Raw genomic sequence first — 15,132 nt, 5'->3', positions numbered from 1 at the left:
TATCGTTTTCTCGTTTGCTTAAAAAATAACAACATATTATTTGTTCAATGACAGAATATCTCAAAGACTAAAATCGACATGCTAATGCTTTATTTAGCATAATAATTTTAAATTGCGATAAAACCTGAAACATAAGAAAACATTTTTTCATTTGTAAGATTACTTAAAAATATTATTATCAGCGCACGCTGTTAGTCTGACCTGTGTATCATCCGTCGCCCTCGCCGGGCATACGGGTTCACGATAATGCCAAGACTACGGGTTAACGTCACACCATATCAGCCGCACTAATAATGAACCTGTGGCGGCAAACGCAGCGAAAGTGTTATACCAACTTGTATCGCATCAAAATCAAGCGGCGCCAGGCACAGTTTTATCCAGATAGACCACTTGCAGTGGCAAAATGGTGCCGCGTTCAAAAAGCTTGTTCAGTTTAATCAGCAGGCGATTTTGTCCAGCACGAAGGGACTGCATGGCCTGCATTTTCTGAAACTGTTTTCGGGTAAAAGGCATAAATCCGGCATGCTCAGTGTGATGGATGCAGCTGTCTGTGAATAGTGGTACAACAGTCTGGAAAAAGACGATATACCATCAGTCAGTGAAGAGAATATCCTGAGCACGTTTGAGCAACTGCATCAGAGCAAAGGTGAGGTATTTGAACGTGGCGTAATCAATGTCTTCAGGGGGAAGCTGGAACTACGGGACCAATAACCCCTGTGAAAATAATTGTCAGCGGGTTGATCAAATTGGACAGGTGGGGTTTTGGTCTTAACCAGTGCTGGTGCTCACTACGAGTCCGTAAACGGTCAGCCACCAGAAATAATTAAAATGGACGTAAAAACATCCGTTCAACCGTTAAATTTTGATGCTATGCAAACGAGGCCTTATTAGGGTGTTTTTATTTTATGAAACAAAATCCCTCCATGATTACCACTGTGATTGCACATCAAAGTCTATTACTAGTCAGGATTTCAACATTATTATAAACACATTAATAATATTGAAGTTTAACGCGCAGTTATCAAATTTCAATTTTGCGTATGTAATCGTTCTATATCGTCACATCTGGCTACTTCCCGCGTTCTTTCAATTTATAAAAAAATGCTGCAATCCATCTTCATAGCCAGACTACGTAGATATATTGAAAGAATATTTTGGTTAAGATGAAAGATAACACTTATATTAATAGAGCAAAATTTAAATTTAGAATTAGGACGACCAAATACAATCCCACTCCGTACAGTAATTTAACAAAATAAACATCAAGAGATTATGATATATTAAATAAAATTAACCAAAAACATATTGACGAAAGCTATAACCCAAGCGATAAACGGATAAAATCATTGCCCCCTAAAAATATTATTAAAAGGATTGATGATATGATCAGGAAAATCATCGCTAAGATTGCCAAAAGAAATAATAGCTATAATTACAACAAATCCTCCAACATCATCGAAGCTGAGACCTCGCTCGCTGAACAAAAAACAGAAAATTATAGTAAAATTATCTGCCATCATTTCACTTCTGGCATATCGACACTGAACCTGATAAGAACCTCGTTAATTTCAACTTATGAACAATTAAATACAGAAAAAGATAAAATAATCGAATTAAACGAACAGAATAATAAAGCCATGCATTCTCTTGAATCACTCGTGATTGAGTTCAACGAGGCAGGCAAAGAATCATCAGAAATTAAAAAACAAATGACTCATCTAAAGTCATCACTGGTTGAAATTAATGATGCAATTAAAGACATACAAAAATTTGCCAATCATACAAACTTAATTGCAATAAATTCAGCGATTGAAGCCGCTAGAGTGGGTGAGGCAGGAAGAGGATTCAGCGTTATCTCTAAAGAAGTTAGACAATTGGCTGAAAATGTCAAAACATGCACTAACCATATATTTTTGCAAACAGAAACTCTCCAGAACAATGGATCCACGGTTGATATATCTATCGAAGCGCAATTAGCAATAATCACAAGAATAACTGAACATATAAACGAAGTTGTTTGCTCTATTAAAGGCGTAATTGAAAATCAGCCGCAATGAAATCTATTATTGATTACATATCAAATTTACTATTTTTAAGTATCATTAAAATGGACCATGTTATATGGAAAATAGATCTATATAAAAAACTTACAGAGAATAAATTAGATGAAGCGTTGACATCATACAGTCAATGCAGACTGGGGAAATGGTATTACGGCGATAACGGAAAATGTTACGCACATTTGCCCGGATATAAAAACCTCGAGGAACCTCATCAAATGTTACATAACTCCGGCGTTCTGGCAGTCGAGTATTCTGTTTCGGGCGATCACGAGCATATGTCCCTGGCATTAAAAAGAATGGAACTGGCCAGTGATGAGGTGATGAATCAGCTTGAGATTCTTGGCAGTGAAATATTCAGGGAGATTGTAAAATTTACGCCCAGTGATAATCCCTGACGAAATTTCTCGGTTGAATGCTCATATCAAGCAAGTATGCAAAGAACTGCATAGCTCAGGACTTGATGGATACTGCCCCAACCTTCTGAATCGCCGGGAATCTTTCTCATGCCATCAGCCAGAATCAGTGAAAGCGCTGATTCTTTTAATGATATTTAGATAGCTGATTTCCAGTGCTATCTCCCTCGGATAGCATCTTGTTTCAGCAGCGCATAGCGATTAAGAAGCTGATTAAGCCGCATATCGAGCTGCTGATACAACGTAGGTGATACACTCCCCTGCAGGCTTAATTCCTCATCGATTTGACGTAATAACTCTTCTGTAGGCGGTGCCTGGTCAAGCTGGCGGCGAATAGTGAAAATGGCTGATTTCAGCTCAGACCCCGTCAGATATTTCCCTTTGCGCTCGTCGAGTGCATTTAGCTGAGCGGTTAACGCTTCCAGTCCCTGCTGGGCTTGATGCCAGTTTTGCAGTGCGCTTTCCGGCAACGCTTCCGTGGTTAACTGTTTTTGTAATCTGCTTGTGAATTCCGTAGTCTGCGATTCTTCCGGCCACAGGGTGGCTAACTGCTGTGCTAATGATGCAGCATATTCCCTCGACCACAGAGGTGACTGGCGGGATATAACATCCAATTGCCCTTGCGCAGCGGCGAAAAATTCCTGTTTCCGCTCTCCCAAATCTGAGGATTGCTTCAATGTGGACAATTGTTCAGGCGTCAACACCTGCGGCAATGGCTTGATCAGCGCGTATTCGTCAGATCGCATATCTTTTCCAGGCCGTTAAGATGGACGAACATAAATTTTTCGCGAAACGTAAAATACTCAAGTAATAATTGCCAGCCGCCAAACGCTGTATCGCCTTTTGGCCATAAACTGTCTTCTCCGGCAAATCCGCCCGGAGAAAAGAAACCCTCCAGTCGAATACGTTCTACGCTTTTGGGGAATCTCAAATAAAGAGAGGCCAGACGCTTTGTCAAAGCAAGGTGCAGCGCGTGGGTCACCGGCGCGTCACCGCTCAGATAAAGGCTGAGACGCGTCAGATCGGTTTGCGACCAGTCCATCTGTGGATTGCACTTTATTCGCATACGGATGACCGAGCGTCCGTCAGGTTCGGCATCGATATTCACCGCCGTAACAGACAGTGGGCTGAGCGTGACGGGCTGGGTAGTACGATACTGACATACCGTTTTTTTAGGACCGACGGGCTGGGACAATACGCCAAACCCCGCATTAATCCGTTCACTCATTTTCAGCACATCAGTATCCGGTAAAAGTTCGACAATGCTTAAGGAGGGAATAGTGCGTAAATAATGTGGCCATAGCAGACTCATCAAGCCTTCGGTAAATTCAGGAAGATGATCGTCTATTTTTGCGCGCAACCGCCCCATCGAAAATGCAAAACCTTCGAACAGCCGCTCCACATAGGGATCGGCGATACCGGCTTTGTCCAGATCCAGCATGGCGGCACGATCCGGATGCGCCTGCGCAAACTCTTTTGCCGCTTCCCTTAAATAACGCATTTCCGCGTCATAATAACGCAGAGTTAAATCTTCCATTTTACAGTTCGCTTATTTGGTTTTAGCCGCACAAGACGGCGGCTCTGGCGGGATCAATGGCGACCAAACCGGACAATAGTGAGTCCATCTCTGCCGTCAGACGCGCTTTGTCACTTTCACTACGGTTGGCTTTTAAACGCAGAAGCTTTAGCCGTCGCGCTTTGACTTCAAACAGCAGTTCAGGCTCCCACTGTTTGAGAGTGAGAGAGTGCGCAGTCGTATTCGACTCGCCAAGCAAATGCAGCGCGAGATCGTTGCGCCCACACTGTTCCGTCAGACGGGCCATCAACAGCTGGCGTAACCAACGCTGTCGACATGAAATAATACCAGGTCGAGCCTGAAGCCAGGCGAGCGCTGCTTCAATGCCTTCGCTGTCCGCGAGCGTCAGGGCCTCGCTTTCAAGCAGCAGGATATCGTCATCCTCTCCGACGCAGGCCGCCGCGATTTTATCCGTCTGCCAGTCGCTTTCCTGCAACACGTCACGGGCTATCCATTCACGCGTGACGTCATCAGCAAAGGGCGTTCCGTCATTAAATGCCAGCGTTTCCAGACCCGGCATCCGATGCAGCAGCATTTTCAAATCGCTGATGATAATGGCGGCATGTTTATCCCATGGCGATCCCGCCCTGGTTAACGCCTGATGAAGATACCACTGCACGTCCAGCCAGAAATGATTCACTCCCTCAGCAAATAAGCTGTCAGTTAGCTCAATCAGTTCAGTCCAGCTTTGCTGTAAATACAGACGCTTGAGCTGGGCGCGGTAATCACTTTTAGGGGGTACCAGGCGTGTACGTCCGGCGCCATCTGGCGGTGGAAGTTGGTTAACCGTATCGAGCCGCACGCTTTTCATCAAATGATGCGCCGCCAGCCAGCCGTCCGGCTGATCGCTCAGGTATTTCGCCAGTACCCGTGCCTGCTCCAGCAGCTCACGACCAGAGGCAATACTTTTTAGGACGGGAGTTTCTGCGCTGTGCCGACCGGCTTGCGGACTGACATTTTGTGGAACCAGCGCCTGAGCGCCGCCAGACTGTGCCAGACGATTCTCCAGCGCACTATACAGTGCCCCAAGCCCGGGACGAATGCTCTCCTCTCGCTGACTAAACTGCTGCTCCAGCAGCATCAGCGCACCGGCGATCCGCTGTGTGTCAGGCCGTGAAACTTCGGGGAAACGTGCCAGACTATCCAGCATCCGCCCGCCTGCCAGCCATTCAAGGGCGGCCTTATCGCCGGTCATGTCTTCCAGACGAAGTTCGGTGTAATGCGGAGTCACCTGTTCAATGATTTTCTGATACAGAGCAGCTTCGCCATTGCGGATCCCCATCTGACGAATTAACAGCGTTCGCACCTGGTTAATAAGATTTTTATCCGCTGTTATTTTCCATTCAGGATGCGCCTGAAGGTGTTCTCCCCAGAATTGCCAGAGTCCTGGCCCAACGCCCTGCCATGATGCGCGCGAAATACCCGCGCGATCCGGCCAGTCTTGCATCAGCGCCTGACTAAAAAATGATGCATCCATCTGCTCAGGCCGGGAGAGCATCAGATACATTTTCAGCTGGTTGTAGGCGATCTTTGCCCGAGCGACAAACTGTGAGCTGTCTGGAGCCAGTCGAGTTAACGCCGTTAATTCCTGAGTGAGATGTTGCGCGGCTTCATCACGCAGGAGCGGAATAGCGATACGCGTATAACGCGGCCATAGCGCATCCAACAGAGCATCATTTTGGCTTAAGCCGAAGCGGTAGTACCACGGTGCCCCATTCAGCTGACGCCAGCGAAGCATGCCTGGGGTTTGCTGAAGCGCGGACAGCGCCGTAAGACGCTCGGCGAGCGGTTCATCCGCACCACCTGCCAGCCTGGCCTGATCCAGACTTGCGCCGATCAGATTGCGATTCGCCAGAAAAGAGACCACCATTCCTGCGCCCCATAGCAGCATCAAACCAGCGGTACCGACTGCCAGCACTCGCATCCCTGAACGGCCTGTGCGCTGTGCCTTTAGCTCAGCAGGTAACGCAGGGAGCGAATCAAGCAGCGCGCGCCAGCACTCATCACGCATCCAGGCATGCGCCACGCGCGATGAAGTATTTGCCGCATACTGGCTCATGATTACCGCCGCCAGCGGTAGAGGCCGATGCGGGCTGAAAAAAGTGGACAACGATTCGCTGATGGTTTCTGCGTTTTGCGTGAACGCATTCGCCATTTTCAGTAAGAAGTTATCACGGATATTGCGCGTAACCTGCTGCGTACCCTGCTCCGCCATCTGCATTGCCAACGAGGTCAACTGCGAACGACATAAAGCCGTGGTGCATCCTGCAGGGAACAAACATGTCGCAGAGTGCAAGGTTACGTCATCCCGGACGAATTGAGCGCCATGCAGCGACCAGAGGTATAACGGCACTCGCCAGCGAAGCGTGGTAAAAACAGCCTGAAGATGGCGGGCAGCATTATCTATTTGTTCTGCGGTTAAAGAGACAACAGGTGCCGATTGAACCAATGAATCCTGGTGCTGAAAAGTGGGGGTTACCCATACAATCCCATCCAGCGGGCGCCGATGCAGCTTGCGTATCGCATCAAACAACGAAACATCTGGCGGTTCAGTGAGCGTACCTCCCCAGATTAACACCACGCCATCCCCTTCAACCCAGCGCAGAGAGGTGAGTTTTGGCACCAGTAGCTCAACCTGAATGACATCCCCCATTACCAGCAGGATATGCGTTTTGGCGCGCCAGCGATAACTGTAATTTGCCTTGAGTACATCACGAATTTCTCCTATCAGCATATTCCCGGAGGGCGGTTCCTCTATTCGGGACTCTTTGTCCGGAAAAACTCCATCGTTTTCCTCTTTTACCCGAAAAAGGTGCTCCTTGGCATAAATGTTGATAAGTGGATACCAGCGAACAGCAATAATCAAAATTACCGTCAATATACCTAAGATAACTTTTTTCGTAAGTGAATCAGCCCCCAGGAGATCACCATAGCGCCTAACCAGCCATGTCAGCACCGCCAAAAATGCCACAATTAAAACAAGCAGACTTCCCCTACGCCACAGATGGCTTGTCGTATTCATTATTGCTCCAGGGTAAAACGGTGCAGATATATGGTTGTTCTTCCTGAACAGAAACGACTAAATATGACTCTAAGTTATGCTTTGACATATCAGCCGCCACGCCAACGCATAGCCAACCGGAAAATGGACCGGGGATCCCCATAAATCTTTCAAGAATAATTTTGTTTTCAACCTGCCAATGAGCGCCATGATTGTGACCAATTGGGTAGAGTTGTGCACTCAACAAATCAATTAACTGGCCATCAGACACAATGTTTTTGTATTTATCGCGCTTACCTGAGTAGTAAAAAAGGTGGTTAAATCTTGAGGTAAACACGCTTTATCCAGAGGCATTGGACGTAGAAAATGGCACTTACCGTTGAGCCCATAAATACGCGCTACGTCATCACTGGTTAAAAGAAAGACAGCCATTCCATCAGAATAATTCTGATAACCGTTAAATTGTAAAACCAGAACAAGATCGCTCCTGACTTCTGCATTTTTCAGGTTCGCTTCCAGTCGATAAAAAGGAAATTCCATTTCTACTCGTACAGAGGAAGGTTGTGGCCTGCCTGGGAAACTTGTCTGCCAGATGCTATGAAAGTTATTTTGCAGTAAATGCCGTTCTTCCGTTGAACCATCGGTGATGAGTGTTACATGCAAAGGAATGGCTATCGGTAATATACTCAGAGATTCAGCAATACTGTTCAGCAAAACAGTCACTGCATTGTCTTGATTTTTGACATTAGGTAAATAGTCAATACGATGAGCTAAACCACATTTATTCTCAATATTTGTGGGATTACCTGCAATAAACGAAACGGTAATTTTCTCTGGTAACACTACGCAGCTATTCATCACGACAAGTGAGCGCTGCCCCCAGGACTGCCATTCACGCTGAGAAATCAATATTTCTTTTTGCAAAAATTCATAATATTCAAGCGCCCGCCCATATAAATATGCTCTAATACTGGCAATTATTAACCACAGGAACGTTGGAAAGAGTGAAACCAGCCAGATGTTGACATCATTAATAAAGAATAGATGTTCTGTTGCATGCAATACAAAAAGTAAGATACTTATTATTACTGATAATATACCAGCCAGTGCCCATCGCCAGAGAGAAAGAGGTTCAGGCGCTACGGGCGTGATAATTCTATGGCGTTCCCAGCCCATGATTTCACCCTATTAATGCTTCTGGCGCACTTGAAATAACCTGACATCCACACAGACTATGGCATCCATCGACAACTATCGGTACACCATCAGAAAACCATTCTGGCGAACCTTCAATAATAGGATTAATACCATGGAATGGTATCGGACAACTAACCATATCCCCCAGAAGTACTACTTTTCGTCCCTGGACAAACATCGTGGAAGACGCAGATATTACACTTCCACCATGAGTCGTTTTATCACCAAGCAAAACAAAACCTTTTGACATAATTAACCTCTTAATAAGATAAGCATTTAAAATTTATAAAGTTATTCATAATGATTAGACAACCACACCAATCATTCAAGATAAGAATTGTATTTGGGGCGAATATAAAAATTGAGGGACTAGCAATGTCTGGCATCATCCCAAGTTAAATTTATTATTACACTTTTTTACCAATAGTCTCTACTGAGTGCTAATGCTAGTTTACTGCTACCTGGCGTTCACGGCTGATTTTCTGCAGCCGTTCGAAACTGGTAAAAGGGTTGCCGTATTCGACATAGCCATCCGGATAAACCAGTTTTACCTGTTCACCAAGTTCTATTAAAATCAAATATAACCATAATCAATTTTAATTTTTGAAACCCAGTGAATGATACCCTTCTCCCCACTGCGTTCACACCTCTTCCATGAGGTAGTATTTTCTATGTTAATAACTTTTATATAATATATTAACTTCCCGATAACCTTATTCTTTCGAGGGACGCCTGAATTTCTTTTGCATGTTCTATAGAATAGAAAGTAATGCTAACAACAAAAAGATCAGAATTATAAACAAATAAAACAGCTATATTTTGGTACCTGTTGATTTTGTTTGGTTGGTTTTGCTTTGCTTTGCTTTGCTTTGCTTTGCTTTGCTTTGCTTTGCTTTGCTTTGCTTTATAGGGAATTAAACCTTGATCATAAATATTCTGATATGATTCTCCAATTTTATTTATCAGCTTTTCAAAATTTACAATCATTTCCCACCAAGTCGTTTTTTCTCCAGTGCCACCTGGATTTCTTTGGCGCGTTCCAGTGGGTAAAACGTCACACTTTCCACAAAGAACTCTTTATTATAACTAAATGAAGCGACTATATTTTGGTCAGAAACTAATAATGAATAAAATTCCTTTACCCCCCTATAGAGAGTCATTACGACTTTCGCATCAACATAAATCATTGGCATCCCAAAACGTGCACGAACCCACTCCTGGGTCATCACAGACTCCAAACCAAATGGCATTCAATTAGGGAAAACCCAGTCGGTTTTCCCTTCATCCTCTAATTTTAGCGATATTTCTCTAAACTCCATATCAGGTTTATTAGCAAAGACCAAAAATAGTCCTTCACGTTTCATTTTCAATATAGCCTCATCATCATCAATAGCACCATATGGTTTAGTCTTATAGGGAATTAAATCCTTTTCAAAAATATTCAAGTACGGCTTACCTAACTGTTTTATCAATTTTTCAACGTTAATATTCATTTAATATAGCCCCGTTTGTCGGTTTAGCTCATGGCCATCTGCCAGGGGATGCTGACGGGAACGTCATCCGCCAGTAACTTCCCACCAAATACATAGGTAAGCTTTTTTCCATGAGTGATTTTTATATACTCATTATAATCTTTATAGGTGACCTTATATTTGCCAATCATAAAGTCATTCAGCCTGACCTTATGCAGGTATTTATCATCCTGGTTCGAGCTGAAGGGCAGCTTTTCCCCAATCAGCGGACCGAAGTCCCCCATTAAAAACTCACCGCCCGCGACGGGAACCATATTATCCAGCGAGCGTTTCACCAGCGCCTGGGTGAGCTGCTGGTTTTCCGCACTGGAGCTGTTATCACAGCCGGTCAGCGCCAGCAAAAATATCCCCGGGGTGAGAAGTTTCAGAATATGCGTCATCATCCGTTATTCACCACGCAGCGAAGGCCAAAATTGGGAAGGAATTCGTTATCTTCTGCTATATGACCGTCAAAAAGTGGGGAAGGGAGATTCGACTTACGAAACATGGTCAGGGCATATTGATAATCTCCTCCTGAATATCCTCTCATAACCTTCCTGTCGCCGCTCTTCGGTCCCTGTGGGTTATCAACCGGCGAGTGCGTATAGTAGTCCGCCGCATACCAGTCATTAGCCCATTCATCACCGCTTAGCCCCATGTCATACAACCCCAGTGGATTGGGGGGATATTTCCCGACCGGGTAAATCGATATCCCTACATCGTTCATTTTTGCTCTTTCATCAAAGGTGGGAACATTGACTCCGCGCTCTATTTTTCCGTTACTGGTGGCATAGGGCAAATACTGTCCCCGGGAGCGGGCCGCGTATTCCCACTGCGCCTCGGTGGGTAAATCCACCCGTTTACCCGACATTTTACCCAGCCACAGGCAGTAGTCTTTGGCCATCTGCCAGGGGATGCTGACGGGAACGTCATCCGCCAGTAACTTCCCACCAAATACATAGGTAAGCTTTTTTCCATGGGTGATTTTTATATACTCATTATAATCTTTATGCGTGACCTTATATTTGCCGATCATAAAGTCACTCAGTCTGACCTTATGCAGGTATTTATCATCCTGGTTCGAGCTGAAGGGCAGCTTTTCCCCAATCAGCGGACCGAAGTCCCCCATTAAAAACTCACCTCCCGCAACCGGGACCATATTATCCAGCGAGCGCTTCACCAGCGCCTGGGTGAGCTGCTGGTTTTCCGCACTGGTGCTGTTATCACAGCCGGTCAGCGCCAGCAAAAATATCCCCGGGGTGAGAAGTTTCAGAATATGCACCGTCATCCGTTATTCACCACGCAGCGAAGGCCAAAATTGGGAAGGAATTCGTTATCTTCTGCTATATGACCGTCAAAAAGTGGGGAAGGGAGATTCGACTTACGAAACATGGTCAGGGCATATTGATAATCTCCTCCTGAATATCCTCTCATAACCTTCCTGTCGCCGCTCTCCGGTCCCTGTGGGTTATCAACCGGCGAGTGCGTATAGTAGTCCGCCGCATACCAGTCATTAGCCCATTCATCACCGCTTAGCCCCATGTCATACAACCCCAGTGGATTGGGGGGATATTTCCCGACCGGGTAAATCGATATCCCTACATCGTTCATTTTTGCTATTGCATCAAAGGCGGGGACATTGCGTCCCTCTTCTATTTTTCCGTTACTGGTGGCATAGGGCAAATACTGTCCCCGGGAGCGGGCCGCGTATTCCCACTGCGCCTCGGTGGGTAAATCCATCCGTTTACCCGACATTTTACCCAGCCACAGGCAGTAGTCTTTGGCCATCTGCCAGGGGATGCTGACGGGAACGTCATCCGCCAGTAACTTCCCACCAAATACATAGGTAAGCTTTTTGCCATGAGTGATTTTTATATACTCATTATAATCTTTATAGGTGACCTTATATTTGCCAATCATAAAGTCACTCAGCCTGACCTTATGCAGGTATTTATCATCCTGGTTCGAGCTGAAGGGCAGCTTTTCCCCAATCAGCGGGCCGAAGTCCCCCATTAAAAACTCACCGCCCGCGACGGGAACCATATTATCCAGCGAGCGCTTCACCAGCGCCTGAGTGAGCTGCTGGTTTTCCGCACTGGAGCTGTTATCACAGCCAGTCAGCGCCAGCAAAAATATCCCCGGGGTGAGAAGTTTCAGAATATGCGCCGTCATCAGTTATTCACCACGCAGCGAAAAACATATTTAGGGGAAAATCTATGATCTTCTGCCTTACGCCCGTCAAAAAGCGGAGAAGGGAAATCTGACTCTCGAAACATGGTCAGGGCATACTGATAATCCCCGCCCGGATAGCCCCTCTGTACCTTCCTGTCGCCGCTCTCCGGTCCCTGCGGGTTATCAACCGGCGAGTGCGCATAGTAGTCCGCCGCATACCAGTCATTAGCCCACTCCTGGCCACTTAGTCCCATGTCATACAATCCCAGTGGATTGGGGGGATATTTCCCGACCGGGTAAATCGATATCCCTACATCGTTCATTTTTGCTCTTTCATCAAAGGTGGGAACATTGACTCCGCGCTCTATTTTTCCGTTACTGGTGGCATAGGGCAAATACTGTCCCCGGGAGCGGGCCGCGTATTCCCACTGCGCCTCGGTGGGTAAATCCATCCGTTTACCCGACATTTTACCCAGCCACAGGCAGTAGTCTTTGGCCATCTGCCAGGGGATGCTGACGGGAACGTCATCCGCCAGTAACTTCCCACCAAATACATAGGTAAGCTTTTTGCCATGAGTGATTTTTATATACTCATTATAATCTTTATAGGTGACCTTATATTTGCCAATCATAAAGTCATTCAGCCTGACCTTATGCAGGTATTTATCATCCTGGTTCGAGCTGAAGGGCAGCTTTTCCCCAATCAGCGGGCCGAAGTCCCCCATTAAAAACTCACCGCCCGCGACGGGAACCATATTATCCAGCGAGCGCTTCACCAGCGCCTGAGTGAGCTGCTGGTTTTCCGCACTGGAGCTGTTATCACAGCCATTACAAAATGCTATTGTTACTAATAGCGCGGCGCAGTATTGCTTATTCATTTTGATATCCTTAATTAAACCGTTCTGGTCTGTCCATTATCACTCATGGGGTCATATGTCTGCTGCTGGTCAATCAACGCTAAATACCGATCCATTAATTCATCGGGTATAGGTTTAAACGGTTTTTCTGGTGAAACCCTCTCCGGAAGATTGTTATATAACTCAGGTAGCTTCTTACCGTAATGGGCAAAAAATACAGAATCATTCTCACCGTCGGAAAGGAATGTAATTACCGTCTGTTCATTTTTATTACGGTCACCTTTTCCCTTGCCAGGACTTTTAGTAACATGCTGCATAACATTGTCGTAATCGGCTTTACTCTGCACCCATTTCAACGCCAGGAAGATGGCCTGCTTACGGCGTTTCATTGGCCCTAATTTCCAGGAATTAAACGTGAGCGGGTTATTGTTTTGGTTTCGCGGGTCGAGAGGGTCCGCCCAATTGATATCCATTAACTGTGCAATCAGTGCGCCTTTGGTTTCCGGTGGCGAGTATTTAAACTGGTCCGGGTTATTCAGCACACTTTCCATCAGCTTAACCCGGTTATTTTCCTCTATTAGATCATTTCCTAATTGGGTAATGATATCCATTGCCTCATCGGCCATAGCGACCGCCGCCTGGACACCACGGGCCGCCATAATTAAGGGGATGGCGCACAATGCCTGAAAGGCGTCTAATTCCATCATGTCGACTAACTTCTGATAATCAACGTTGCGCAGCATGTACATAAAGCTTTTCATAAAGGCAAAATAGCAGCCGCCATCAACCTCAAACCCCAGACTCCCCTTTGCTCCGGCTCCCCAGCAAAATGCCGCTTTGCAATAAATACGAAAACGCCCCTGGATGTAGGTAACGTAAAAAACCGCGCTTCCCCCAGCCCCCGCCTGTAGCGATACGCCCATTTCCAGCTTCGCAATTGCCGCAAATTTCCGTTCTTTACTAACGATGGTTTTATCGTCCGTCTTCTCGACGTTAGCGGGAGGCGTGTCGTCAGGATGTGGGTCGAACCATTCTATGGCGCCGCTGATATTGCCCCCGAACTGGGCACCCACAAAAGCGCCAATTTCCCCGCCGCCCTGCGCTTCAGGTGCTTCCGGCATATGTAAATTAATTTTTCGTTTGCCCGGCAACGGCGGCGGGGGAAGCTCCGCTGGACGGCCTTTAATACCGTAACCTTTGCCCATTTCACCGCTCCAGTCGAGCGTCGCGCCAACCTCAACGGCCACACTGGCTCCGACACTGCCGGACAACACCATTTTCAGGGCAAAACGTAGCGCCCCCATATTACAGATACCGCCTGGCGTTTGCGGTGTATCGGCTTTCGCCGGAAACAGCAGACTGATGCCTAACCTGTCCGGAACATATAAAGTGCTTTCTGCTTTCGCTTCACCTAACGCAAAACTGGCGTGCCCCTCTAATTTCCCTTCTACCTTACCCTGAAGTGGATTAAATTCCGCGGATAACCCTGCGCCATGGCTGAATCGCATGAGCTGGGCCTGAGCGCTAATATCAACATACTGATGATAGACGAACTCATCAGCATTCCCCCCCTTCGGCCAGGACAGCGATTTATTCATCTCTTTTGCCCAATCGCTGACAATAATGTTGCTATCTTCACAAATATCAAATTTGAATTTAACAGAGGCCTCTTTCAGCTGTTTTTTAAGTTCCTGGGGGTCTATTTTTGCCTGGCGCACCGTTTTATTAACAGCTTTACCATTCTCATCTTGTACGGTGATAGTTTTGTCATGGTACTTAATAAAGCTGGCTTCACCTGTTTTTTTATCAACATTACTCAGCTTATATCTGCGCCAACCTTCTTTGATCTTATCAGAACGAATATAAGTTTTCTTGAATCCAGTGACAGAGCTTTTATTAAGGGGAATTAACTCCATGATGCCAATGGCATTCTCCTTCATTTTTTCATCCAAAAGTTCCCCTTCAGGGGCATTGGCCGTGAGAGTCATTAATTCCTGACGAAATGCTTTGTTGGCTTTATTGAGTGCGGCGTATGCTTCTGTTACCTTACTCTGAAGTTGTCTTTCTGGTACGGTATTAGCCTGTAAAATTGCCGCATAATTGGCTTCATCAAGATCTTTCTGTGCCTGTAACTGTTTTTCCAATAATCCTGATAAAAAGTAGTGCTCTTCCTGAATTGTTTTTTCAGCGCCTGCATCAACACAGAGTATGGTCGCGCTGCCTGGGTGGAGATAAAGTTCTGGATCGTACTTACCTTTAACAACTTTTCCAGAGCCTTGCGCAGAAGTTTTAGTTTGTTCTTCACCTGTTGCCATAAACACCTCCCTGTTTATAGTTTAAAG

The 15,132-nt window shown here is 45.9% G+C and carries 14 protein-coding genes and 3 pseudogenes; 3 read left to right on the top strand and 14 right to left on the bottom strand.

Translation table 11 applies throughout. The features are described from left to right. Positions 1 to 351: 351 nt before the first annotated feature. Positions 352 to 474 (bottom strand): hypothetical protein, encoded by a 123-nt coding sequence (locus tag NMD08_RS04515; RefSeq protein WP_255588854.1) that lies wholly within the window; start codon positions 472 to 474, stop codon positions 352 to 354. A gap of 39 nt (positions 475 to 513) precedes the next feature. Between NMD08_RS04515 and NMD08_RS04510 the strand changes: the two are divergent. The 3 genes and pseudogenes from NMD08_RS04510 to NMD08_RS04500 all read left to right on the top strand — a co-directional run. Beyond that, positions 514 to 782 (top strand): annotated as a pseudogene (locus tag NMD08_RS04510) (DUF4942 domain-containing protein); the annotation flags it as partial. Positions 783 to 1,382: 600 nt separating this feature from the next. Continuing rightward, on the top strand, positions 1,383 to 2,057 hold the full coding sequence (locus tag NMD08_RS04505; protein WP_370619625.1) for a methyl-accepting chemotaxis protein: 675 nt from the start codon (positions 1,383 to 1,385) through the stop codon (positions 2,055 to 2,057). Continuing rightward, positions 2,054 to 2,458, top strand: a complete 405-nt coding sequence (locus tag NMD08_RS04500) for a CZB domain-containing protein (protein WP_370619623.1) — start codon at positions 2,054 to 2,056, stop codon at positions 2,456 to 2,458. Before NMD08_RS04505 ends, NMD08_RS04500 begins: the two co-directional genes overlap by 4 nt. A gap of 176 nt (positions 2,459 to 2,634) precedes the next feature. On the opposite strand, the gene NMD08_RS04495 is transcribed toward NMD08_RS04500, so the two are convergent. From NMD08_RS04495 to NMD08_RS04435, 13 genes and pseudogenes are all read right to left on the bottom strand, one after another. Further along, positions 2,635 to 3,222: a VasL domain-containing protein gene (locus NMD08_RS04495; RefSeq protein ID WP_370619621.1), complete on the bottom strand. Its 588-nt coding sequence runs from the start codon at positions 3,220 to 3,222 to the stop codon at positions 2,635 to 2,637. After that, a pseudogene (tssF, locus tag NMD08_RS04490) lies at positions 3,222 to 4,013 on the bottom strand (type VI secretion system baseplate subunit TssF); the annotation flags it as partial. The pseudogene tssF and the gene NMD08_RS04495, both read right to left, overlap by 1 nt. Before the next feature lie 22 nt (positions 4,014 to 4,035). Beyond that, complete coding sequence (gene tssA / locus NMD08_RS04485; protein WP_370619619.1) at positions 4,036 to 7,074, bottom strand: type VI secretion system protein TssA; 3,039 nt, start codon at positions 7,072 to 7,074, stop codon at positions 4,036 to 4,038. Further along, positions 7,046 to 7,324, bottom strand: a complete 279-nt coding sequence (locus NMD08_RS04480; RefSeq protein ID WP_370619617.1) for a hypothetical protein — start codon at positions 7,322 to 7,324, stop codon at positions 7,046 to 7,048. The genes tssA and NMD08_RS04480 overlap by 29 nt, the downstream gene beginning before the upstream one ends. Beyond that, complete coding sequence (locus NMD08_RS04475) at positions 7,306 to 8,229, bottom strand: type VI secretion protein (RefSeq protein ID WP_370619615.1); 924 nt, start codon at positions 8,227 to 8,229, stop codon at positions 7,306 to 7,308. Before NMD08_RS04475 ends, NMD08_RS04480 begins: the two co-directional genes overlap by 19 nt. 4 nt (positions 8,230 to 8,233) lie before the next feature. Further along, a complete protein-coding gene (locus NMD08_RS04470; protein ID WP_151218381.1) occupies positions 8,234 to 8,500 on the bottom strand; it encodes a PAAR domain-containing protein in 267 nt (88 codons plus the stop codon). A 446-nt stretch (positions 8,501 to 8,946) separates the two neighbouring features. Then, positions 8,947 to 9,237 carry a DUF6392 family protein gene (locus NMD08_RS04465; RefSeq protein ID WP_370619613.1) on the bottom strand — a complete coding sequence of 97 codons (291 nt, stop codon included), beginning with the start codon at positions 9,235 to 9,237 and terminating at the stop codon, positions 8,947 to 8,949. Beyond that, positions 9,234 to 9,743 (bottom strand): annotated as a pseudogene (locus NMD08_RS04460) (DUF6392 family protein). Before NMD08_RS04460 ends, NMD08_RS04465 begins: the two are co-directional and overlap by 4 nt. 23 nt (positions 9,744 to 9,766) lie before the next feature. After that, on the bottom strand, positions 9,767 to 10,165 hold the full coding sequence (locus tag NMD08_RS04455) for an SUMF1/EgtB/PvdO family nonheme iron enzyme (RefSeq protein WP_370619611.1): 399 nt from the start codon (positions 10,163 to 10,165) through the stop codon (positions 9,767 to 9,769). Continuing rightward, a complete protein-coding gene (locus NMD08_RS04450) occupies positions 10,162 to 11,049 on the bottom strand; it encodes a formylglycine-generating enzyme family protein (RefSeq protein WP_370619609.1) in 888 nt (295 codons plus the stop codon). Before NMD08_RS04450 ends, NMD08_RS04455 begins: the two co-directional genes overlap by 4 nt. After that, positions 11,046 to 11,933 carry a formylglycine-generating enzyme family protein gene (locus NMD08_RS04445; protein ID WP_370619607.1) on the bottom strand — a complete coding sequence of 296 codons (888 nt, stop codon included), beginning with the start codon at positions 11,931 to 11,933 and terminating at the stop codon, positions 11,046 to 11,048. The genes NMD08_RS04450 and NMD08_RS04445 overlap by 4 nt, the downstream gene beginning before the upstream one ends. Next, on the bottom strand, positions 11,933 to 12,811 hold the full coding sequence (locus tag NMD08_RS04440) for a formylglycine-generating enzyme family protein (protein ID WP_370619605.1): 879 nt from the start codon (positions 12,809 to 12,811) through the stop codon (positions 11,933 to 11,935). The genes NMD08_RS04445 and NMD08_RS04440 overlap by 1 nt, the downstream gene beginning before the upstream one ends. Before the next feature lie 14 nt (positions 12,812 to 12,825). Then, positions 12,826 to 15,105 (bottom strand): hypothetical protein, encoded by a 2,280-nt coding sequence (locus tag NMD08_RS04435; RefSeq protein WP_370619603.1) that lies wholly within the window; start codon positions 15,103 to 15,105, stop codon positions 12,826 to 12,828. Positions 15,106 to 15,132 lie beyond the last annotated feature (27 nt).

The sequence above is a fragment of the Citrobacter meridianamericanus genome (genome assembly GCF_041320245.1).
Lineage (GTDB): Bacteria > Pseudomonadota > Gammaproteobacteria > Enterobacterales > Enterobacteriaceae > Citrobacter > Citrobacter meridianamericanus.
The sequence above is the reverse complement of the archived record's forward strand: the minus strand, read 5'-3'. Positions and strand labels throughout refer to the sequence as shown.